At 69.2% G+C, this 22118-nt stretch carries 16 protein-coding genes; 4 read left to right on the top strand and 12 right to left on the bottom strand.

Translation table 11 applies throughout. From position 1 onward, the window contains the following. Positions 1-33 precede the first annotated feature (33 nt). The 5 genes from ACFYMU_RS00585 to ACFYMU_RS00565 all read right to left on the bottom strand — a co-directional run bounded on the left by ACFYMU_RS00585 (position 34) and on the right by ACFYMU_RS00565 (position 8348). Positions 34-966: a hypothetical protein gene (locus ACFYMU_RS00585; RefSeq protein WP_388366221.1), complete on the bottom strand. Its 933-nt coding sequence runs from the start codon at positions 964-966 to the stop codon at positions 34-36. Next, on the bottom strand, positions 963-1676 hold the full coding sequence (gene sigM, locus ACFYMU_RS00580) for an RNA polymerase sigma factor SigM (protein ID WP_388366220.1): 714 nt from the start codon (positions 1674-1676) through the stop codon (positions 963-965). Before sigM ends, ACFYMU_RS00585 begins: the two co-directional genes overlap by 4 nt. A gap of 23 nt (positions 1677-1699) precedes the next feature. Further along, positions 1700-3406, bottom strand: a complete 1707-nt coding sequence (locus tag ACFYMU_RS00575) for a serine/threonine protein kinase (RefSeq protein WP_388366218.1) — start codon at positions 3404-3406, stop codon at positions 1700-1702. Positions 3407-3524: 118 nt separating this feature from the next. Then, positions 3525-5834, bottom strand: coding sequence for a murein biosynthesis integral membrane protein MurJ (murJ, locus tag ACFYMU_RS00570; protein ID WP_388366216.1), 2310 nt, complete (start codon positions 5832-5834; stop codon positions 3525-3527). A 45-nt stretch (positions 5835-5879) separates the two neighbouring features. After that, a complete protein-coding gene (locus ACFYMU_RS00565) occupies positions 5880-8348 on the bottom strand; it encodes a DUF6049 family protein (RefSeq protein WP_388366214.1) in 2469 nt (822 codons plus the stop codon). A 243-nt stretch (positions 8349-8591) separates the two neighbouring features. On the opposite strand from ACFYMU_RS00565, the gene ACFYMU_RS00560 reads away from it, so the two are divergent. Further along, a complete protein-coding gene (locus ACFYMU_RS00560; RefSeq protein ID WP_388366212.1) occupies positions 8592-10058 on the top strand; it encodes a CCA tRNA nucleotidyltransferase in 1467 nt (488 codons plus the stop codon). Positions 10059-10161: 103 nt separating this feature from the next. Here the strand turns inward: ACFYMU_RS00560 and ACFYMU_RS00555 are convergent, their stop codons facing one another. The 4 genes from ACFYMU_RS00555 to ACFYMU_RS00540 form a co-directional block, all read right to left on the bottom strand. Beyond that, positions 10162-10659 (bottom strand): hypothetical protein, encoded by a 498-nt coding sequence (locus ACFYMU_RS00555; protein WP_388366210.1) that lies wholly within the window; start codon positions 10657-10659, stop codon positions 10162-10164. A gap of 117 nt (positions 10660-10776) precedes the next feature. After that, positions 10777-12039, bottom strand: a complete 1263-nt coding sequence (locus tag ACFYMU_RS00550) for an MFS transporter (RefSeq protein ID WP_388366209.1) — start codon at positions 12037-12039, stop codon at positions 10777-10779. 132 nt (positions 12040-12171) lie between these two features. Beyond that, a complete protein-coding gene (locus ACFYMU_RS00545; RefSeq protein ID WP_388366207.1) occupies positions 12172-13254 on the bottom strand; it encodes an inositol-3-phosphate synthase in 1083 nt (360 codons plus the stop codon). A 44-nt stretch (positions 13255-13298) separates the two neighbouring features. After that, a complete protein-coding gene (locus ACFYMU_RS00540) occupies positions 13299-13973 on the bottom strand; it encodes a PadR family transcriptional regulator (protein ID WP_388366205.1) in 675 nt (224 codons plus the stop codon). A 374-nt stretch (positions 13974-14347) separates the two neighbouring features. Here ACFYMU_RS00540 and ACFYMU_RS00535 point away from each other — a divergent pair, with 374 nt between their 5' ends. Then, positions 14348-17053, top strand: coding sequence for a transglycosylase domain-containing protein (locus ACFYMU_RS00535; RefSeq protein ID WP_388366203.1), 2706 nt, complete (start codon positions 14348-14350; stop codon positions 17051-17053). Positions 17054-17182: 129 nt separating this feature from the next. Continuing rightward, positions 17183-18691 carry a glycosyltransferase family 87 protein gene (locus ACFYMU_RS00530; protein WP_388366201.1) on the top strand — a complete coding sequence of 503 codons (1509 nt, stop codon included), beginning with the start codon at positions 17183-17185 and terminating at the stop codon, positions 18689-18691. A gap of 78 nt (positions 18692-18769) precedes the next feature. On the opposite strand, the gene ACFYMU_RS00525 is transcribed toward ACFYMU_RS00530, so the two are convergent. The 3 genes from ACFYMU_RS00525 to ACFYMU_RS00515 form a co-directional block, all read right to left on the bottom strand. Further along, positions 18770-19801 (bottom strand): alanine racemase, encoded by a 1032-nt coding sequence (locus ACFYMU_RS00525; protein ID WP_388366199.1) that lies wholly within the window; start codon positions 19799-19801, stop codon positions 18770-18772. A 125-nt stretch (positions 19802-19926) separates the two neighbouring features. Beyond that, positions 19927-21045 carry a lipid II:glycine glycyltransferase FemX gene (locus ACFYMU_RS00520; protein ID WP_388366197.1) on the bottom strand — a complete coding sequence of 373 codons (1119 nt, stop codon included), beginning with the start codon at positions 21043-21045 and terminating at the stop codon, positions 19927-19929. Positions 21046-21200: 155 nt separating this feature from the next. Further along, entirely contained in the window at positions 21201-21518 is a 318-nt protein-coding gene (locus ACFYMU_RS00515; protein ID WP_388366195.1) for a hypothetical protein, read from the bottom strand. A 263-nt stretch (positions 21519-21781) separates the two neighbouring features. On the opposite strand from ACFYMU_RS00515, the gene rpsF reads away from it, so the two are divergent. Then, complete coding sequence (gene rpsF, locus ACFYMU_RS00510; protein WP_388366193.1) at positions 21782-22072, top strand: 30S ribosomal protein S6; 291 nt, start codon at positions 21782-21784, stop codon at positions 22070-22072. The last annotated feature ends 46 nt before the right edge of the window (positions 22073-22118 follow it).

Raw genomic sequence — 22118 nt, 5'->3', positions numbered from 1 at the left:
CCACGCGGGCGGGAACCGTCCGCTGCGGGTGCCTCAGGAACGAGCGTAGGAGCGGGTCAGCAGGACCTTGCCGGGGGAGGCGGAGACACTCTTCGCGCACGCCGCGTCGACGATATGGGCCGTGACCTTCGTGGGGTCCGAGGCATCGGGCGTCACCACGAGATAGACGGCGGTCCCCCGGTAGAGGCCCTCGTCCGCGGCCAGCACGGTCGCGTTGCTGATCGCCTGCTCTATACAGCTGGGCACACTGACGGTGGTGCCCTCCAGCGTCTTGTTCGCTTCCATGCCCGCGGAGCCCGTGGAGCCCGTCGTGCCGGTCTCGGACGTGACGCCCCAGGGTTTGGCGTTGCGGGCGTGCCCCCGGCCCGTCTCCGCAGCCAGCAGGCTGGCCACCTGGCTCTGGAGGGTGCCCTCGGAGTAGGTGGGCGCCGCGTCGGTCTTCTGCTGTGCCGCCGACTGCGAGGTCGGGCTTCCGTTGTCGCCCAGCGTCTGTACCAGGAGGGTGCCCAGGCCCAGGGCGGCGGCCGTGAAGACGATCCCCAGGGCCACGTTCCGCCGGACACCACGGCGCTTACGCTTTGCTCGACCCGGCCCGGTGCCGCCACGGGCCTGCCCCGAAGGGCGGCCGGTCGGCGACGGGAGCGATGTTTCACGTGAAACATGCGTGACGGCGGACTCAGGGGAGGGATGGCCCCCGGGATCGGGAGCCGTCGCGTCCAGCAGGGCCTCCGCGGCGAGTGCTGCATCGATCCGGCTTGCCACGTTGCCCGGCATCCGTGAGGGCCCCGGCAGGGCGCCCAGAAGCCCGCGGATCTCCTCCAGGGACTCGTACACGTCGGCGCAGAGGACGCAGTCGTCCAGATGTCGCCGTACGTCCACGGTGCGGGAGTGAGGAAGAACGCCTTCGCTGAGGTCGGAGAGCTCCTCGACGTCCGGGTGCCCGGCCGTGTCGGTCGTGGATGTCACGCTCGCCCACCTCCGCCCTTCACAGCAGCTGAATCGTCAGGTTCTGCATCATGTGGTGCCGCTGCGGGTGGGACGGATGCTCCCTGCGCCTGGTTCCGCCCGCGGCCCGACGTCGTGCCGTCCTTGCCACCGCCTTCCGTCCTCAGATGGGTGAGCAGCGGCAGCAGTCTGGCTCTGCCGCGGGCGCAGCGGCTCTTCACCGTCCCGGTCGGCACATCGAGGATCCGAGCGGCCTCCGCCACCGGGTAGCCCTGCATGTCCACCAGGACCAGGGCGGCCCGCTGATCGGCAGGCAGCGTGCCCAGGGCTTCCAGCAACTCGCGGTGCAGATCGTTGCGCTCGGCCGGCGCGGCCGCCGATTCGTGTGGCTCCAGGAGCTGCTCCAGCCGTTCCGTGTCGTCGACGGGTGAGGTCTTCCGGTACGCCGCCTTGCGGGCACGGTCCAAGCAGGCGTTCACCGTGATCCGGTGCAGCCAGGTGGTGACGGCGGACCGGCCGCGAAAGGTGTGGGCGGCCCGGTAGGCGGAGACGAAGGCGTCCTGGACGGCGTCGGCAGCCTCCTCCCGGTCTCCCAACGTCCGCAGGGCCACGGCCCAGAGGCGGTCGCGGTGTCGTCGCACGAGCTCCCCGAAGGCGTCGGCGTCGCCCTCCACATGGCGGGTGAGGAGGTCCTGATCGCTTGCTTCGCCGTACCCGGCTCCATCGGCCATCGGGCCCCTCCCCCAGCCCGTGCTCAGCCCGTGAACTTCACGTCGGTGATGGCCTGCTTGTAGCCGGAGCCGCTGTAGCTGTCGCCATCAGCGTGCGGCAGGGCGGTCAGCCACACGAGGACGTACCGGGTCTTCACCGGCTTGGTGAGCTTCACCGTGGCACTCGTTCCGCTCGTGGTCCCGTCGCCGATCTTCCGCATCGAGTCCAGTGACGACGGTGACAGGGAGTCCGCCGCGTACAGCTCGACCGTCGTGTGATCGCCGCTGTAGTAGAGCCCTATGGTCGCCGTGGAGAGCTGCCGGGCCGAGCCGAGGTCGTACACGATGCCCACCCCCGGCTTGTAGGGCGCGAGCGCGGGACCGTCGAGGAAACTGGCGGTGCGCCAGTACGTGGAGCTGTTGTGGTCGTACGTCTTGTCGACGTCGTTCGGGTGTTGGGGACTGCCCTCGGCGACGAACTCCCTGGCGTTCTGGACCGGGATCGGCTGCGCGGGCTTCGTCACGCCGTTCTTGCCGTTGCCGTCAGTCGTCTGCGTCCGGTTCGTGTTGTCGGACTTGTTGTCCATGAGCGCTTCCGCGAGCTGCCAGCTCCCGAGGCCCAAAGCGGCGATGAGCAGGGCCGAGACGGCCCACTTCAGGGCCTTGCCCGTGCGGCTCTGCAGCGGGGGCGGCGGGGCCGACACGGGCTGGGTGATGCCCGGGTGGGGCGCGGGGCGGCCGTACGTACCCTGCTGGTACGTCGTCCGCTGGTATTCCGGCGGCGCCGTGAAGGAGGGCTCCGGCGGTCGGATGCGGGGCATCTCGCCGATCGCCTTCACCAGCTCCTCGGGCGTGGTGCAGGGCGCCTCGTGCCGGGACGCGGTGGCACCGTCGTTGGCCAGCGCGCGCATCGCCAGCTCGGACAGACCGCGGTGGACGCCGGCGCGCACCTGGTCGGGGGCGATCAGCCCGACGCCCTTGGGCAGCCCGGACAGGCCGTAGGCGTCGTCCTCGTACGGCCAGCGCTGGGTGAGCGCCGCGTACAGGAGCGCGCCGATGGCCTCCGTGTCCGCTCGTTGCGGGGTGTCGGAGCCGATGCCGCGCAGTGCGGCGTTCACGGCGAGGCCGCGGAGGCGCCACTGGCCGGAGGAGGTGCGCAGCACCGTGCTCGGGTTCAGGCGCAGATGGGAGAGGCCCTCACGGTGGGCGGCCGCCATCGCCTGGGAGACCTGAGTGACCATCTGGTAGGCGTCATGGGCCTCCAACGGCCCGGCGGCGAGCAGCGCGGTCAGCTCGGTGGCATCGGGCAGCCACTCGTGCACGACATAGACGAGGTCGTTCTCCTCGACGGCGTCCAGGACCTGCACGAAGCGGGGGTCGCCGAGCAGCGCGGCGGAGCGAGCCGCGGCCAGCACGGAACGGGCGCGGACGTGGTCCGCGGGCAGGATGTGGACGCCGACGGCGCGGCGGAGTTTCTCGTCCACAGCACGCCAACTGCTGAAGCCGTCCAAACGGGTGACGCACTCCTCGAGGCGGTAGCGTCTGGCGAGCTTGTGGCCGCTGTGCAGTTCGGGCGGTGCGGCGCTCCCGGGACGCTCCGTCCCGCCCGCCCCCCGTGCCTCGTCGCCGTCCGTGTTCCGCTCCCGGTCCTTGGCCACCCCGTCGGACGTGGACTGGTCCGCCTTGGCGGTCAGCGGCTCATCGCCGCTGTTGTCTGCCACGTCGACGGCAGCCGTGCTCCGTTCCGCCACCGTCGTTCCTGCCTCCCCATCCGTTGCGCGCTGTCCGACGCAGAAACCAATTGTGCCCACAGTCCGTCGCTATGCACGACACACAGCGGCGGACGATGGTTGTGCGCGTACCCCCGCCTCAGCGCCCCAGGCGCCCGCGGACCATGCCGACCATTGAGTTGAGTTCCTCGATGCGCATCTTCCGTGCGGCGACGTAGAAGACACCGAAGAGCAGGGCGCCGCCGCCGAGCAGGGCGAGCAGTGAGCTGCCGACACCCTGGCCCAGCGTGCGGCCGATTTCGTAGCAGACCGCTCCGCTCAGCAGAACGGCCGGAACCGAGGCGATCCCCAGCCGTGCGTAGGTGCGCAGCACCCGTGCGCCGTCCACATCGCCGCCCAGCCGCTTGCGCAGCCGTCCCCAGGCGACCCCGACGCCGATCGCGTACGCGAGGCCGTAGGACCCCGCCATACCGATCACGGCCCAGCGCGCCGGGAGCAGGAAGTAGCAGGCGGTGGAGGCGCCCGCGTTCACGACGGCCACGATGACCGTGTTGTAGAAGGGAGTGCGGGTGTCCTCGTACGCGTAGAAGGCGCGGAGCACGACGTACTGCACGGAGTACGGGATGAGCCCGAGGCCGAAGGCCATCAGCATGTAGCCCATGTTGGTGGCGGCGCCGGTGCCGGAGGAGCCGAAGATCAGGGTGCACATCGGGATGCCGAGCGCGATGAACCCGAAGGCGATCGGCACGATCGCCACGGCCGTCGTACGCAGCCCCTGGGAGATGTCGTCGCGGACGGCACCGGAGTCGCCCTCGGCGGCCGAGCGTGAGATACGGGGCAGCAGGGCGGCCATCAGGGACACCGTGATGATCGCCTGCGGCAGGCCCCAGATCAGCTGTGCGTTGGCGTAGGCGGCCAAGCCGGTGCCGTTGACGCGGGAGTGCTTGCCCGCCGCGGTGGACAACTGGGAGACGACGAGTGCGCCCGCCTGGTTGGCGAGGACGAACAGGACGGTCCACTTGGCGAGCGTGGCGGCCTTCCCCAGGCCGTGGCCCCTCCAGTCGAACCGCAGCCGCAGCCGGAACCCGGTCTCCCGCAGGTACGGGATCATGGCGAGGGCCTGGACGACGAGGCCGAGCAGAACGCCCACGCCGAGCAGCCGCTGGCCCTCGGGCGGGATGTTCGTGACCTTCATACCGGAGTTCGCCGCGCTGCCGTACACCCAGATGAATGCGCCGAGCGTCACGATGATCACGATGTTGTTCAGGACGGGAGTCCACATCATCGCGCCGAATTTCCCCCGGGCGTTGAGGACCTGCCCCATCACCACGTGGATGCCCATGAAGAAGATCGAGGGCAGGAAGTAGCGGACGAAGGTGACGCCGACCTCGTTGGCCGCCGGGTCGCCGGCGACCGAGTCGGACAGCATGCGGATCAGCAGCGGCGCCGCGACGACGGCGAGCACCGTCAACGCGCCGAGGGCCACCATGACCAGGGTCAGCAGCCGGTTCGCGTACGCCTCGCCGCCGTCCTCGTCCTCCTTCATGGCCCGTACGAGCTGTGGCACGAAGACGGAGTTCAGGCCGCCGCCGACGGTGAGGATGTAGATCATGGTCGGCAGCTGGTAGGCGACCTGGAAGGTGTCGCCGAGCAGGCCGACGCCCAGCGCCGAGACGATCAGCGCGGAGCGGACGAAGCCGGTGAGGCGGGAGACCATCGTGCCGGCCGCCATCACCGCGCTGGACTTCAGCAGGCCGGAGGCCCGCCCACCCTTCTTCGCGGCGGACGCGGGCAGGGGGGCGGCGGCCGGTGCCGGGGCGGCCCCGGCACCCAGCGGGGGAACCGGAGCGTACGCTCCGGCCGGCCCGGGCGCGGGAGGGCGGGCAGGGCCGGGGCCGGGATACTGCCCGGCCGGGCCCTGAGCAGGGGACGGCGCGGGCGCCGGGCCGGGCACGGAGGGGCGTTCCATGTACGACGGTCCGCCGCCCTGCTGCTGGTCCTGGAAGAGATGGGCGAAGGCGTCCGGCTGGCGCTGCTCGCCGGCCTGGCTGACCAGGTCGTCGACCCCGAGGAACTGCGTCGTCCGGGGGTCGTCGCCGTACGGCAGGTGCTGAGTCGGCCCCTCCGGCTCGGGCGCCGGCGGCCGGGCCCATACGCGGGGGTCCGGGGTGTACTGCGGTGTCGGAGGCTGCGCGTACAGCGGCTGCTGCGGCTGGTAGCTGCCCGGGGGCGGCGGGGGGTGCGCGGCACGGTCGTAGAGCGCCTCCGTCACCGGGTCCTGGGCGGACAGGTCCTGCGCCCGGTAGGGATCCTGGTCATAGGCGTCCTGGAGGTACGCGTCCGCCGGGGGCTGCGGCGGCACCGGGCCGGGCTCCTGCGGCGGGCCCTCGGGGTAGCCCGAGCTGCCCGCGGCGCCCTGGCCGCGGTCACCGTCGTACGGCGCGTTCATGGTTACCCCACCTCATCGTCCCCGGCCCACCGGCCACGACATCGCTCAACGCTCCACTTTCTCACCCGTGCCGGACGGGTCTGCGCTTTCCGGTGCGGTGTCCGGTGCCGGGTCACTCGGCTGCTCCGGGTCGCCTGCCCCGGACTCCGCGTCCGACTCCTGTTCGGATGCCGTCGCCGAGCTTTCGGTTGCACGGACGGAGTTTTCGGTGCCCCCAGTGTCTACGGTCCCGCCCGCGGCCGTGTTCAGCGCCCCCTCCCGCGCGGCGTCCGGGCCCTCCGGGTCGGGGCCCTCCGGGTCGGTCGGCTCCTCCGCGGCCTGCCGTGCGGCCAGGCGCTTGCGCTGGGTGTACATGCGGAACCCGGCGAGCACCAGCAGCAGCACACCGCCGGCGATGACCAGCATCACCGTGGGCGTGATCTCGGTGACGTTCACGTCGAAGGTGACGGCGGGCCCGTACGCCTGGCCGTCCTCCGTGAACAGCTGGGCGATCACGGAGGCCCGGCCATTGGCGTTGGCCGTGGTGGTGAACTTCACCGACTGGCTGTGCCCGCCCGAGACGGTGATGCCCTGCTCCCCGTAGGGGCCGTTGCCGATCTTCAGTCGGGTCGGCTGCTGGGAGGTGAGCCGCAGGACCAGGTGGTCGACCCCTTGCATGAGGTTGTTCTGCACGGTGACGGGGATCGTGGCGCTGCGGCCCGAGAGCTTGGTCTCGGACTTCTCGATCAGCCGTACCTGGCCGGTCAGCCCGTCGAGGTACGACTCCACGTCCTGGCCGAAGACCGACGCCTGGGTGGTGTGACCGCGCCAGGAGGCGGACATGGTGCGGTCTATGGCCCGCCCGAAGGGGGTGACGACCCGTGCGGGTCCGGTGAGGATCACCTTGAAGCTGTCGAGCTTGTCCTGTGTGTTCTTGATCTGCTGGAAGACCGACCGCGGCAGTTCCGCCCGGCGCAGCGAGGACGGGTAGCGGGAGGAGGACGGCACCTCCGTCCTGGCGCTCGGATCCGGCTTGGCCTTGGCGGCCTCGGACAGCTCGGCGGACTCCGACCAGGTACCGCTCTGGAGGGCCGCCAGCGCCTGCGCCATGGCATGGGCCTGGCTCGCGGACGGCATCCGCTGGGGCGCGACCACGATGCTCCGTTCCCTCTGCGGTTCCTCCATATTGATCATCAGGCTCTGGGCCAGGAACTCCTGCACGGCGAGCGTGGAGCCGGCGGCCGCCGTCATGTCGCCCTCGAACGCGGTCGACAGCCCGTCGTCCGCGACCACCGCCGTGGTGCCGCCGCCGATGGGGCGTGCCGCGGTGGGCGTGTAGGGCAGGGCCCGGCTCTCCCTCAGGCTGTCGCTGCGGGCGATCACCTTGTCCGCTCCGGCGGAGGTCGCGACCTTGACGATCGAGGGGTCGACCGCGCCCTGAACGGGCCAGGCGAAGTCCGTCTCGGGCTTCACGTGCAGGATGGTCTGCACGGTGCTCGCGGCCACGTCCGTGGCGTCCTTGAGATGGCTCAGGGAGCCGGTGACGCTCTTGCCGTTGTGGGCCAGCGAGGCCAGGTCGGGGTCGGCGAAGGGGAGGGCGACGACCTCCCTGTTCTGGACCGCCTTCTCGAGGTCGGCGAGCCACTGCTTGGCGACCGCCTGGTTCTTGCCCGCCGTGACGCTGTCGCCGGGGCCCTTGATGCTGTAGCTCCCGGTCATGGCGTCCACGGAGGCGAGCAGGTCCGGGTCGACCACCCACGTGACGTCGAGGTTCCTGCCCAGCGACAGCAGCTGGGAGAGACGTCCGCCCGGCGAGATCTCCTTGGCCAGGTCGTCGTTGCGGAAGACGGGCGTCTGCTCCTGGTCGGGAAGGGTCTCCGCGGTCATGTGGTCCGTCGAGATCAACGGCCACAGACAGGTCGTCCGGGTCCTGGTGTCGGTACCGTCAGGCTGCCAGGGCAGGAACGTCCGCTGGATGCCGAGCACCTGCTCGTAGGGCTCCGCGGCGGTCTGGCCGGAGAGCGAGACGCCGAGCTGGTAGATCCCGTCGGCGCCGAGGTCGAGCTTCTTGACCGGCACGGAGATGCTGAAGTCCTGGGAGATGCCCGGGGCGAGCTCGGCGAACTTGGCGACGTACTTCCCGCCGATCTCCGAGCCGTCGACACCCGGCAGGTAGCCGCTGCGCCGGGCGGCGCTGTCGATGGCCGAGCGGCTGCTCAGGGACGGGCCGACGCGGACGCCCACGTGGGCGTCCGTGACGGCCTGCTTGCCGCGGTTGGTGACCGTGCCGGAGACCGTGAGGGTGTCGTCGTCGGCCGGTGCGCTGGGGCTGAGCGCGTCGAGGGACACGGTGACCGTGTGGGAGCCGCTTGCCTCCGCCGCGGCCCGCTGCGTGGCGGCCTGAGCCGAGGGGACGGTGGGCAGCTGCAGCAGACCGGCCAGCAGGGGCGCGCCGGCAAGCAGTGCCCCGGTGCGCCGGAGCCACCGGCGGGCAGGTGAGGAACTCATCCCCTGGAATTCTGCCGCCTCGGCCACGCGCTCGCCCGTCCCTCGTCGTCGTCAGTGGTCGTCGGAATGTGCGTCCACGCATGGTAACGATGTGCGCGGAGGGGAAGTGCCGCAGTGGCACCACAAGATCGAAACGGAGCTCCGGCGCGTCCCTTATGTACGCATACCGGAGAGGGCGTGTGCACGGAGTGCCTGTGCGTGTTCACGGAGTGCTCGTGCAGGTTTAATGAAGGCGCTCGCCGTGGCAGGGGGCACGTACTCTTTTCTGTTGTGCCGAACGCCAACGAAGACAACCCCCGTGCCCTGAGCCAGGTGCAGCGCCGCGCGGTGAGTGAACTGCTGCGGTTGTCCCCTGTCGTCGACGACCTTGCCCGCCGTTTCCAGCAGGCGGGGTTCTCGCTCGCCCTGGTCGGTGGCTCGGTGCGGGACGCCCTGCTCGGCCGGCTCGGCAACGACCTCGACTTCACCACCGACGCCCGCCCCGAGGACGTGCTGAAGATCGTGCGGCCGTGGGCGGATGCGACATGGGAGGTCGGGATCGCCTTCGGGACCGTCGGTGCCCAGAAGCAAGCCCGCGTCGGGGACGTTGTTCAACGCTTTCAGATCGAGATCACGACCTACCGGTCCGAGGCGTACGACCGCACCTCGCGCAAGCCCGAGGTGTCGTACGGGGACTCCATCGAGGAGGACCTGGTCCGGCGTGACTTCACGGTCAACGCGATGGCCGTCGCGCTGCCCGAGAAGGAGTTCGTCGATCCCCATGGCGGGCTCGTCGACCTCGCCGCCCGCACGCTGCGTACCCCGGGTACCCCCGAGGACTCCTTCTCCGACGACCCGCTGCGGATGATGCGGGCCGCACGCTTCGCGGCCCAGCTGGACTTCGAGGTCGCGCCCGAGGTCGTGGCGGCCATGAAGGAGATGGCCGGCCGCATCGAGATCGTGTCGGCCGAGCGTGTACGGGACGAGCTGAACAAGCTGGTTCTGTCTGCGCACCCGCGCGACGGGCTGACGCTGCTGGTCGAGACCGGACTCGCCGACCACGTCCTGCCGGAGCTTCCCGCGCTGCGGCTGGAGCGCGATGAGCACCACCGGCACAAGGATGTCTACGACCACACGCTGATCGTCCTGGAGCAGGCGATGGCGCTGGAGGAGCACGGACCCGATCTGACCCTGCGGCTCGCCGCGCTGCTGCACGACATCGGCAAGCCGAGGACGCGCCGCTTCGAGCAGGACGGCCGGGTCTCCTTCCACCATCACGAGATGGTCGGCGCCAAGATGACCAAGAAGCGGATGACGGCCCTGAAGTACCCCAACGACCTGGTGAAGGACGTCTCGCGCCTGGTCGAACTCCATCTGCGTTTCCACGGCTACGGCACCGGTGAATGGACGGACTCGGCGGTACGGCGGTATGTGCGTGACGCGGGCCCGCTGCTGGACCGTCTCCACAAGCTGACCCGTTCCGACTGCACCACCCGCAACAAGCGCAAGGCGACGGCGCTCTCACGTGCGTACGACGGCCTGGAGCGACGCATCGCCCAACTCCAGGAGCAGGAGGAGCTGGACGCGATCCGGCCCGACCTGGACGGCAATCAGATCATGGAGACCCTGGGTGTCGGCCCGGGTCCGGTCATCGGCCGGGCGTACAAGTTCCTGCTGGAGCTTCGTCTGGAGAACGGGCCGATGGAGCACGATGCCGCGGTGGCGGCACTCAAGGAATGGTGGACCGAGCAGAGCTGAGGTGACGGACCCGGTCATGTTTCACGTGAAACATGACCGGGGACGACGCGCGCAGGGGCGGTGTTTCACGTGAAACACCGCCCCTGCGCGTATGCCGAACGTGTTACTTGTTCTCCTTCAGGCACAGCACGACATCGTGGCCGCCGCCGTACTGGACGTAGGAGGCCGTCGCCTCCTTGACCGCCTCGCACTTGCTGTCGTCGCTGGTGTCGGAGAACTTCTCGACGACCTTGAACTGGGCGCTGCTGGACGAGCAGTCGACCTCGCTCAGGTCAGCGTTGGAGTCCGTACCGTCGTTGTGCATGCAGGCGCCCACCGACGTCGTCTCCGCGTCGGTCTCGCTCGCCCACCAGCCGATACCGAACTTGATGACACCGATGATGACGGCGACGACGATGATGCCGACGACGCGCACCACCTTTTTGCCCGCGCGTCCCCCCCGACCGCCCTGCGGCGGTATAGGTGTGGGAGCGCCCTGGTTCGGGAACGGCGCGTAAGGGGCCCCTTGCGGCGGAACTCCCGGCTGGCCGGGCTGCTGCCCCATGGGCGGAGCGGGCTGCTGGGCGTACGGATTCTGGCCCTGGGGCGGCGGAGTAGTCACTTTGGGGGTCCCCCCTCGAACGTGGATGCGCATGGCGCAAGATAAGACGCCCGTAAGCTACCGGTCCCCACTGACAACACTGAAGTCGAGTGAGGCTCCGTAGCACTGATGTGACACTTACTGGCGTTCAAAGCGGGACATAGATGCAGCTACCGCTGCGTAGATAACGGCGACCGTGACAACCAGGACGGCTGAGCGGCCGTCAGGGGGCAGCATCAGGGCGGACATCCCGGCGGCACCGACGAAAGCGACGTTGAAGAGCACGTCGTAGACGGAGAACACCCGCCCGCGGAAGCCGTCGTCGACCCTGGACTGGACGATCGTGTCCGTGGAGATCTTCGCACCCTGGGTGACGAGCCCCAGAACGAACGCGGCGACGAGCATGGGTGCGGTTGCGAACGGGAGGCCCAACGCCGGCTCCAGAAGCGCGGCGGCCGCGGCGCACACGGCGATCCAGCGGCCCGGACCGAGCCGTCCCGCCGCCCACGGCGTCACCACGGCAGCGGCGAAGAACCCGGCGCCCGACACTCCCAACGCCAGCCCCAGCAGGGCGAGCCCGCTCTCCGCGTCCGAGGACAGGGCGTACCTGCAGAGCATCAGCACCAGTACCAGCAGCGCCCCGTAGCAGAACCGCATCCAGGTCATCGCGGTCAGCGCCCAGGCGGCCTCCCGGCGCGGCGGCGTCAGGAGATGCCGCAGCCCCGCCACCAGTTCACGCGCGGTCGCGACGAGGGCGGTGCCCAGCCGGGGCGGCACCGACTCCGGGTCGGGGCCCAGCAGTTGGGGTGCCAGGGTCAGCGAGACGAGGGCCGAGCAGAGATACAGGGCGGCGGCCAGCAGCACCACCGGGGCGTCCGAGTCCGAGGCCGCCAGGCGGACGGCGAAGGCGAGTCCGCCGCCCGCGGTCGCCGCGAGCGTGCCGGCGGTCGGGGAGAGGGAGTTGGCCATCACCAGACGTTCGGCGTCGACGACCCTGGGCAACGCCGCGGACAGGCCTGCGAGGACGAAGCGGTTGACGCCGGTGACGCACAGCGCGGAGACGTAGAAGAGCCAGTCCGGGACACGGCTCAGCATCAGGACGGCCGTCAGGCAGGCCAGGAGGGCGCGCAGGAGGTTGCCGTGGAGGAATACCTGGCGGCGGCGCCAGCGGTCCAGCAGGACGCCCGCGAACGGGCCGACGAGAGAGTACGGAAGGAGCAGCACGGCCATCGCGGAGGCGATTGCGACGGGTGAGGTCTGCTTCTCCGGGGAGAAGACGACGTACGTGGCGAGCGCGACCTGGTACACGCCGTCCGCCCCCTGCGACAGCAGCCGTATGGCCAGCAGGCGTCTGAAGTCCCGGAAACGCAGCAGGACGCGCAGGTCGCGCACGACGGACATGGGCCACAGCCTCACATAGGCACAGGGATCCGGGGGTGGACGGCCCGCACACGCGCAGGGTTCCCGGGCGGTACGCCCGGGAACCCTGCGAAGCCCGGTGGAGCGGCCTCGGCGCGTGTGCGCCCGGCCCTGTTAGCGCTCGACCTCGCCCCTGATGAACTTCTCGACGTTCTCGCGGGCCTCGTCGTCGAAGTACTGGACCGGCGGGGACTTCATGAAGTACGACGACGCGGACAGCACGGGGCCGCCGATGCCGCGGTCCTTGGCGATCTTCGCGGCACGCAGGGCGTCGATGATGACACCCGCGGAGTTCGGGGAGTCCCAGACCTCCAGCTTGTACTCCAGGTTCAGCGGGACGTCGCCGAAGGCGCGGCCCTCGAGGCGGACATAAGCCCACTTGCGGTCGTCGAGCCAGGCCACGTAGTCGGACGGGCCGATGTGGACGTTCTTCTCGCCGAGGTCCCGGTCGGGGATCTGGGAGGTGACGGCCTGCGTCTTGGAGATCTTCTTGGACTCCAGGCGCTCGCGCTCGAGCATGTTCTTGAAGTCCATGTTGCCGCCGACGTTCAGCTGCATCGTGCGGTCCAGGACGACACCCCGGTCCTCGAACAGCTTGGCCATGACTCGGTGCGTGATGGTGGCGCCCACCTGCGACTTGATGTCGTCGCCGACGATCGGCACGCCCGCCTCGGTGAACTTGTCGGCCCACTCCTTGGTGCCGGCGATGAAGACCGGAAGGGCGTTGACGAAGGCGACCTTGGCGTCGATGGCGCACTGGGCGTAGTACTTCGCCGCCGCCTCGGAGCCGACGGGCAGATAGCAGACGAGGACGTCGACCTGCTTGTCCTTGAGTACCTGGACGACGTCGACCGGGGCCTCGGCGGACTCCTCGATGGTGGCGCGGTAGTACTTGCCGAGACCGTCGAGGGTGTGGCCGCGCTGCACCGTCACGCCGGTGGACGGGACGTCGCAGATCTTGATGGTGTTGTTCTCGGAGGCGCCGATGGCGTCCGCCAGGTCGAGCCCGACCTTCTTGGCGTCCACGTCGAACGCGGCGACGAACTCGACGTCACGGACGTGGTAGTCGCCGAACTGGACGTGCATCAGACCCGGGACCTTGGCCGCCGGGTCGGCATCCTTGTAGTACTCGACTCCCTGCACCAGCGATGCCGCGCAGTTGCCCACGCCGACGATGGCTACGCGAACCGAACCCATTCCGGTTGCTCCCTGTGTGTACGAGGTGAAGCCCCGACTGGGCCTCACGTGGTGGTGTCGTCGGACGGATCCGGCCGGGTGCTGTCCCGGTGCCGGGGCAGGCCGCCCGTCTCTCCCGATGTGCTGTTGCGAGCCGAGCCGTCGGGGCCTCTGAGGTCCCGTCCGGCCCGCTCGCTCTCGATGAGCTCGTTCAGCCAGCGCACTTCGCGCTCCACGGACTCCATCCCGTGGCGCTGGAGCTCGAGGGTGTAGTCGTCGAGGCGCTCCCGGGTACGGGCCAGGGAGGCACTCATCTTCTCCAGACGCTCCTCCAGCCGGCTCCGGCGGCCCTCGAGGACGCGCATGCGTACGTCGCGGGACGTCTGCCCGAAGAAGGCGAAACGCGCGGCGAAGTGCTCGTCCTCGTACGCGTCGGGACCGGTCTGGGAGAGCAGTTCCTCGAAGTGTTCCTTACCGTCCGCCGTCAACCGGTAGACGATCTTGGCGCGGCGCCCCGCGAGTGCAGCGGCGAGGACGTCGTCGGCGGCGCTGCCCGACTCTTCGGTCAACCAGCCGTTGGCGACCAGCGTCTTCAGGCACGGGTAGAGCGTCCCGTAGCTGAACGCGCGGAATACACCCAGTGACGTATTGAGTCGTTTGCGCAGCTCGTAGCCGTGCATCGGGGACTCGCGGAGCAGGCCGAGGACGGCGAACTCGAGGATCCCGGAACGCCGGCTCATGAGCGCCTCCCTTCCTGCCGCTGTGCCGTCCGCATGGTCTTTATGTCGTGCTGATGTATCGACTCGATACATCAGCACGATAGAACGCTGCTTCTGGTGGGACAAGAGGGGGCACGGTGAACGGGGTCACATCACCGATTCGTGGCAGCGAGTTGCCTGGTTTGGGGGGAACTTCGGGACTCGGCGGGTTTTGACGGTGCGTAGTCTGTGCGCCATGCACATCACCGGGAACCGAGTGACGACTGGGGACGTCCTCGTCCTCGGTGCAGTACGGGTGAATGCGTCGACGACCGCATCCGTACTTCGGGGGGACCGGAAACCAGCCGCCGTTTCCAGGCGCGCAAGGGTGCGCCTGCCCGAGGAGTAATCGTTCGATGAGCGAGCACCGTCGCAAACCGCCGCAGCCGCAGGGAGGCGGACGCGCCGCGGCCCGACGCGGCCAGTCGGCGCCCTCCGGCCGCCGAGCGGCACCGCGAGGCGCCACCGGGTCTTCCTCCGACTCTTATGGGGCCGGAGGTGAGGAGCGCCCGTACGGGAGCCGTGCCGAGGCCCGGCGGGCCGCACAGAAGAGCACGGGCGGCCGACGCAGAGCGGCCGACGGCGCGGGACGCGGCGCCGGCGGCGGCGGAGGCCGCCGCGGCGGTCCCGGCGGCCCGAACGGGCCCGGCCGCGGCAGGGGACGCGGCCCCGACCCGTCCAGGAAGCGTTTCATCGACTACCCGCGCGCGGGCAAGTACGGAGCCGCGCGCTGGTTGCCGTCGTGGAAGCTGGCGTCGGGGCTGTTCATCGGCTTCATAGGAAGTCTGGTGGCGGTCGCGGGCATCGGGTACGCCATGGTGAGCGTCCCGAAGGTGGCGGATACCGCGACCGCGCAGAACAACGTCTACTACTGGGCCGACAACACCCAGATGGTCGCCACGGGCGGTGAGACGAACCGCCAGATCATCAGCTTCTCGGAGATCCCGAAGGCGATGCGGTTCGCCGTCATCTCCCAGGAGAACAAGACGTTCTACACGGACAGCGGCATCGACCCGAAGGGCATCGCCCGCGCCGTCTTCAACATGGCCACGGGCGGCCAGACCCAGGGTGGCTCCACCATCACCCAGCAGTACGTGAAGAACGCCAGGCTGGACGACCAGTCCCAGACGATCTCGCGGAAGTTCAAGGAGATCTTCATCTCCATCAAGGTGGGGGCCACCGTCAAGAAGGACGAGATTCTGGCCGGCTACCTGAACTCCGCGTACTACGGTCGCGGGGCCTACGGCATCCAGGCCGCCGCCCGCGCGTACTTCAACAAGGAGGCCAAGGACCTGAACCCGGGCGAGTGTGCCTTCCTGGCGGCGATGCTCAAGGGCGCCACGTACTACGACCCGGCGGGTGCGACGTCGATCGACCCGATCGCAGCCACCCCTGACAAGAACCGCAAGCGGGCCGAGCTGCAGATGCAGGACACCCTCGACAAGATGGTCCAGTACGGCCATCTGGACGCGACGGAGCGGGCCCGTTACACCAAGCTCCCCCCCGTCCAGAACCCGCGGTCCAACACCCGGCTCAGCGGGCAGATCGGCTATCTCGTCGACCTCGCCAACAGCTATCTGGTCACCCACAGTGAGCAGACCCACATCACCGCGAGCAGGTTGCAGCAGGGCGGCCTTTCGATCTACACGACCTTCGACAAGAAGAAGGTCAACCAGCTCCAGGCCGCGGTGCAGAAGGTGCAGAAGGCGAACATCAAGCCCAAGGAACGTCCCAAGACGGACACCTTCGTGCAGTTCGGCGGCGCCTCCGTGGACCCCGCGACGGGTGCCATCAAGGCCATCTACGGCGGTGAGGACGCGACCAAGCACTTCACCGACAACGCCGACTCCACCGGCGCCCAGGTGGGATCGACGTTCAAGCCGTTCGTGCTGGCGGCGGCCATGCAGTACGGCGTCCGCAACCCCGAGGGGCTGCCCTCCCAGGCGCAGGACGAGCGCAAGCAGGCCTCGGTCAAGAGCATGTACAGCGGCAAGAACAAGCTCAAGATCATGGAGTACGACAAGAGCGTCTGGAAGAACGAGAAGGGTGAGGAGTGGCTGCAGACGAACGACGGCAATGAGTCGGTGGGGAGCCCGCCGGACTACAAGATCGACCTCCGCGAGGCGATGCGTCTGTCGGTCAACTCGGCCTACGTCCAGCTCGGCATGGATGTCGGCCTGGACAAGGTCAAGCAGGCTGCCCTGGACGCGGGCATCCTCAAGTCCAGCCTCGCCAGCGCCCGCTTCCCGTCGTTCTCCATCGGCACCTCCTCTCCGAGCGCGATCCGCATGGCCGGCGCCTACGCCACCTTCGCCGCCAGGGGCAAGCACAACGAGCCGTACTCCGTGCAAAAGGTCACCGGCATTGAGGGGACGGCCTTCGAGTACACCGCGCAGCCCACTGAGGCGTTCACCCGGCCGGTGGCCGACAATGTGACCGACGTCCTCAAGACCGTGGTCGAGAAGGGCACCGGTACCGCGGCGCAGCTGCCCGGCCGCGATGTGGCGGGCAAGACCGGTACGACCGACGGCAACAAGTCGGCCTGGTTCGTCGGGTACACCCCGCAGCTGTCGACGGCGATCGGCATGTACCGCATGGACGACAACGAGAAGAACAAGTCGCGCCAGTTCCTGGAGATGTACGGAACCGGCGGCCAGAAGAAGATCCACGGTGCTTCGTTCCCCGCCGAGATCTGGCACGACTACATGGCGCAGGCGCTCAAGAACCAGCCTGCGGAGTCCTTCCCCACGCCCGAACCCATCGGCGAGGTCATCAACGACGCCCCGAGCCCGAGCGCGGTGCCCACGCCCACCGAGACGGTGACGAACAGCCCGACCCCGACGCCGACGCCCACGCCGTCGCTGACCGTCCCGCCCCCGCCGACGCCGAGCTTCACCTGCGGCAACTTCGGCTGGAACTGCAACACCAACGGCGGCACCAGCAACGGCGGTACCACCGGCGGCAGCACGGGCGGAACGACCTCCTCACCGTCGCCCACCCTCAGCAGCGGAAGCTCCCGGGGGAACGGCAACGGTGGCATCTTCGGAGGCCCGTACGGGTAGTCGTCACGGACTGTGTTTCACGTAAAACGCTCTGTTTCACGTGAAACATCGGCCGACGAAGGGCCGTCACACCGGTCAGGTGTGGCGGCCCTCGGCGTTCCCTCAGCCGGATGCGGCAGGATGGCCCTCATGCCCAGTGCGGAGACGACGCGAGCGAGTGTGCACGAGCCGGACACGGTGCGGCCGACCAGGGAGGACGAGGTCGCCGCGGCCGGCAGTGAGCTGATCGGGGGCCCCATCGGGCGACGCGCGCTGCTCGGGACGTCCTGGTGGACACCCGTGCGAGTCGTGGCGCTCGTCGCCATCGGGATGTTCGCCCTCGGCATGGTCCAGAAGCTGCCCTGTTACGACAGCGGCTGGTTCTTCGGCGCCAGTTCGCAGTACACACATGCCTGCTACTCGGACATCCCGCACCTCTACCAGGGGCGCGGCTTCGCCGACGGTCTCGTGCCGTACTTCGACAGGCTCCCGGGCGACATGGACTACCTCGAGTACCCGGTTCTCACCGGTGTGTTCATGGAGGTCGCGTCATGGCTGACACCGGGCGGCGGGGAGCTCCAGTCCCGTGAGCAGACCTACTGGATGGTCAACGCGGGGATGCTCATGGTGTGCGCCGCGGTCATCGCCGTGTGCGCCGCCCGCATTCACCGCCGGCGCCCCTGGGACGGCCTCCTGGTCGCCCTTGCGCCTGCCTTCGCGCTGACGGCCACCATCAACTGGGACCTGCTCGCCGTGGCCCTGCTCGCCGCCGCGATGCTGATGTGGTCGCGCGGTCATGCCCTCGCCTTCGGCCTGCTGGTCGGGCTCGCCACGGCCGCCAAGTTCTATCCGTTCCTGGTACTGGGGCCGCTCTTCGTGCTGTGCTGGCGGGCGGGCAAGTGGCGTGAGTTCCTGGCCGCGCTACTGGGGGCCGCAGGCGCGTGGCTCGCGGTCAATCTGCCCGTGATGTTCCTCGCCCCCGAGGGGTGGGCGAAGTTCTACAGCTTCAGCCGGGAGCGCGGGGTCGACTTCGGGTCGGTGTTCCTGTTCGTCTCACGCTGGTTCGACGTGCAGATCACCTTCGACACGGCCAACGCCTGGGCGATGATCATGATGCTCTTCGTCGCCGTGGGCATCGTCGCGATGACGCTCACGGCGCCGCGCCGCCCCCGCTTCGCTCAGCTCGCGTTCCTGATCGTCGCCGCGTTCATCCTCACCAACAAGGTCTACTCGCCGCAGTACGTGCTGTGGCTGGTCCCCCTCGCCGCGCTGGCACGGCCGCGCTGGCGGGACTTCCTGATCTGGCAGGCGTGCGAGGTGGCGTACTTCCTCGGGATCTGGACGTACCTCGCGTACACGACCAGCGGAGACGCCCACAAGGGTCTGCCGACGGACGGGTACCAACTGGCGATCCTCGTGCATCTGCTGGGGACGCTCTACCTGTGTGCCGTCGTCGTGCGCGACATCTTCATGCCGGAACGGGACATGGTGCGCCGGGCCGGGGACGACGACCCGGCGGGCGGCGTGCTGGACGGCGCCCCCGACGTCTTCGTACTGGGAGCCGCAGCTCATCCGCCGCGTCACGCCGCACACTTCGACGGGCCGCAGGTCGACTGGGGCAGCCGGGGCACGGAGCCCACGGGACACGGTTCGCCCTGAGCGAACAGGGTGCTGGGACGCCGTGCGAAAGGCCGTACACGGTCTCCGTGGACGGCCTTCGTGCTGTCCCGCGCGGGCTCAGCGGTCGACGAGCCGGTCGAACTGGGTGGTGGTGTGCCGCAGATGGGCCACCAGCTCGTCGCCGACCTTCGGCTCCGTGGCGTCCGCCGGAACGAACAGGATCGAGACCTGCATGTGCGGGGGCTCGGCGAACCAGCGCTGCTTGCCCGCCCACACGAACGGGGACAGGTTCCGGTTCACCGTCGCGAGCCCGGCCCTGGCCACGCCCTTGGCGCGGGGCATGACGCCGTGCAGGGCCTTGGGGGCCTCCAGGCCCACCCCGTGCGACGTTCCGCCCGCCACGACGACCAGGAAGCCGTCGGAGGCCGCCTTCTGCTGCCGGTAGCCGAACCGGTCACCCTTGGACACGCGCGTGACGTCCAGGACGGCCCCGCGGTACTCGGTCGCCTCGTGGTCCCCCAACCACAGCCGTGTGCCGATCCGGGCCCGGAAGCGGGTCTGCGGGAACTGCTGCTGCAGTCGCGCCAGTTCCTCGGCCTTGAGATGGCTGACGAACATCGTGTGCAGCGGCAGCCGGGCCGCGCGCAGCCGGTCCATCCAGCCGATGACCTCCTCGACGGCATCGGAGCCGTCCGTGCGGTCCAGGGGAAGATGGATGGCGAAGCCCTCCAGGCGGACGTTCTCTATGGCGGCGTGCAATTGCGGCAGTTCCTGCTCGCTCACCCCGTGCCGCTTCATCGAGGACATCACCTCGATGACCACACGGGCTCCCACGAGCCCGTACACGCCGTCCACGGACGACACCGAGCGGATGACGCGGTCGGGCAGCGGCACCGGCTCCTCGCCCCGCCGGAACGGGGTCAGCACCAGCAGGTCGCCGCCGAACCAGTCCTTGATCCGGGCGGCCTCGTACGTCGTGCCCACGGCGAGGATGTCCGCGCCCAGACGCGTGGCCTCTTCCGCCAGCCGCTCGTGGCCGAAGCCGTAGCCGTTGCCCTTGCAGACGGGGACGAGCCCCGGGAACTGCTCCTGCACGTGCTTGTGGTGTGCCCGCCAGCGCGCGGTGTCGACATAGAGCGTGAGCGCCATGGCCGGTCCCGGAACCTTTCTTGTGGCTGCGGTGTGTCAGGGTCTGAAAGGGAATTGTGACGGATTCGCCCGGCCGGCGGGGCCCGATGCCCGGCAGTCGAGCGCCCCGGCAGGGCTCCGGCAGGTCAGCGGCGCGACATGTAGATGTCGAGCGCCTTGTGGAGGAGCTTGTTGAGCGGGAAGTCCCACTCGCCGAGGTACTCGGCGGCCTGCCCGCCCGTGCCCACCTTGAACTGGATCAGGCCGAAGAGGTGGTCGGTCTCGTCCAGCGAGTCGGAGATGCCGCGCAGGTCGTAGACGGTGGCGCCGAGCGCGTAGGCGTCGCGCAGCATCCGCCACTGCATCGCGTTCGACGGCCGGACCTCGCGTCCGACGTTGTCGGAGGCGCCGTAGGAGTACCAGACGTGCCCGCCGACGATCAGCATGGTCGCCGCCGACAGGTTGACCCCGTTGTGGCGGGCGAAGTAGAGCCGCATGCGGTTGGGGTCCTCGGTGTTGAGGGCCGTCCACATGCGCTGGAAGTACGACAGCGGGCGGGGCCGGAAGTGGTCGCGCACAGCGGTGATCTCGTACAGCCGCTGCCATTCCGCGAGGTCCTGGTAGCCGCCCTGGACGACCTCGACGCCCGCCTTCTCGGCCTTCTTGATGTTGCGGCGCCACAACTGGTTGAAGTTCTTGTGGACCTCTTCCAGGGATCGGTTGGCGAGGGGGACCTGGTACACGTACCGGGGTTGCACGTCGCCGAAGCCGGCGCCGCCGTCCTCCCCCTGCTGCCAGCCCATGCGGCGCAGCTTGTCGGCCACCTCGAAGGCACGCGGCTCTATGAAGTCCGCCTCGATGTCGCGCAGGCGTTTCACGTCGGGGTTCTGGATGCCCTGCTTGATGGAGTTGGCCTCCCAGCGCCGGATGATCACCGGCGGGCCCATTTTCACCGAGAAGGCACCCTGCTGCCTGAGGTGTGCGAGCATCGGCCGGATCCACTCGTCCAGATTCGGCGCGAACCAGTTGATGACCGGGCCCTCGGGCAGGTACGCGAGATAGCGCTTGATCTTGGGCAGCTGGCGGTACAGCACCAGTCCGACACCGACCAGCTCGCCGCTCTTGTCGAACCAGCCGAGGTTCTCCGAGCGCCACTCCGCCTTGACGTCCGCCCAGGCCGGAACCTGCATGTGGCTCGCCGACGGCAGGCTCTGGATGTACGCCAGATGCTGCTCGCGGCTGATCGTCCTCAGGGTCAGGCTCATTCGGGGCGCTCCTCGGGCTGGTGTGTCCCCATGGGTACAGGGGCTCCGGCTCTCGCGCCGAAGCCTACTGCGCCCTGCGAGCGCCCCGTCTGGCCGTGTGGAACCTTTGTGCGGCGAACCGCCGGGCGGTCCGTGACCGTCCGGCGGCTCCGGCGTCAGCCTCCGACGACCCCGCCGAACAGGCCGCCGTGCGCCATGCCGAGGAAGAAGCCGATGGCGGCGGCACCGAGACCCAGGACCAGGCCGAAGCGCTCGCGGGTCGTCACGGAGATGAACTGTCCGTACGCGCCCGTGATGATCCCCACCAGGCCGGTCCAGGAGCTGACGAGATGCAGGTTGGGGAACATCGCCGTGACCAGGGCCGTGATCCCGAGGACCAGGGTCACCCCGAGCATGGTGTCCTGGACGGGATGCGGCTTGCCGTCGGTGGCGAAGAGGGAACCGGTGGTGCTGGGTCGCAATACCTGTGCCATGGGGCACCTCCTGCGGAAGTCGGCGCTTCGTAGCGCCATACACACCCGATGTGTACAGATTGACGGCTCTCGGGCCCGGATTTCAACCGGAAGTCGTGTGCGGGTACTCTGTACCGTCTGCACCGGTGTCTGTCCAGGCCGAGCCGGGGAAACCGCCGAGCGGCCCCCGATTGTCAGTGGCGGCCGATACCGTTGCGTACGCATCACAACCCTCCTGCCACGGAACGACCGTGGCCGCTGAGTCCAGAGGAGGTGGGTTCCACATGCGTCACTACGAGGTGATGGTCATCCTCGACCCCGATGTCGAGGAGCGCGCTGTCTCCCCGCTGATCGAGAACTTCCTTTCCGTCGTCCGCGACGGTGGCGGAAAGGTCGAGAAGGTCGACACCTGGGGTCGTCGTCGTCTCGCGTACGAGATCAAGAAGAAGCCCGAGGGGATCTACTCGGTCGTCGACCTGCAGGCCGAGCCTGCGGTCGTCAAGGAGCTCGACCGCCAGATGAACCTGAACGAGTCGGTCCTCCGGACCAAGGTCCTCCGCCCCGAGACCCACTGAGCGTCCGCGCTCAGCCGGTCCCGGGATTCGAGTAGCAGTACAAGCA

It is taken from the genome of Streptomyces sp. NPDC007264, assembly GCF_042869095.1.
Lineage (GTDB): Bacteria > Actinomycetota > Actinomycetes > Streptomycetales > Streptomycetaceae > Streptomyces.
This window is presented reverse-complemented; position numbering and strand designations above follow the sequence as displayed.

What these genes read in the sequence shown, in the direction of transcription:
- ACFYMU_RS00540 (WP_388366205.1), bottom strand. Translation starts at nt 13,973, where the DNA reads ATGAGCCGGCGTTCCGGGATCCTCGAGTTCGCCGTCCTCGGCCTGCTC.
- murJ (WP_388366216.1), bottom strand. Translation starts at nt 5,834, where the DNA reads ATGAACGCGCCGTACGACGGTGACCGCGGCCAGGGCGCCGCGGGCAGC.
- ACFYMU_RS00545 (WP_388366207.1), bottom strand. Translation starts at nt 13,254, where the DNA reads ATGGGTTCGGTTCGCGTAGCCATCGTCGGCGTGGGCAACTGCGCGGCA.
- ACFYMU_RS00535 (WP_388366203.1), top strand. Translation starts at nt 14,348, where the DNA reads ATGAGCGAGCACCGTCGCAAACCGCCGCAGCCGCAGGGAGGCGGACGC.
- ACFYMU_RS00530 (WP_388366201.1), top strand. Translation starts at nt 17,183, where the DNA reads ATGCCCAGTGCGGAGACGACGCGAGCGAGTGTGCACGAGCCGGACACG.
- rpsF (WP_388366193.1), top strand. Translation starts at nt 21,782, where the DNA reads ATGCGTCACTACGAGGTGATGGTCATCCTCGACCCCGATGTCGAGGAG.
- ACFYMU_RS00525 (WP_388366199.1), bottom strand. Translation starts at nt 19,801, where the DNA reads ATGGCGCTCACGCTCTATGTCGACACCGCGCGCTGGCGGGCACACCAC.
- ACFYMU_RS00515 (WP_388366195.1), bottom strand. Translation starts at nt 21,518, where the DNA reads ATGGCACAGGTATTGCGACCCAGCACCACCGGTTCCCTCTTCGCCACC.
- ACFYMU_RS00520 (WP_388366197.1), bottom strand. Translation starts at nt 21,045, where the DNA reads ATGAGCCTGACCCTGAGGACGATCAGCCGCGAGCAGCATCTGGCGTAC.
- ACFYMU_RS00550 (WP_388366209.1), bottom strand. Translation starts at nt 12,039, where the DNA reads ATGTCCGTCGTGCGCGACCTGCGCGTCCTGCTGCGTTTCCGGGACTTC.
- sigM (WP_388366220.1), bottom strand. Translation starts at nt 1,676, where the DNA reads ATGGCCGATGGAGCCGGGTACGGCGAAGCAAGCGATCAGGACCTCCTC.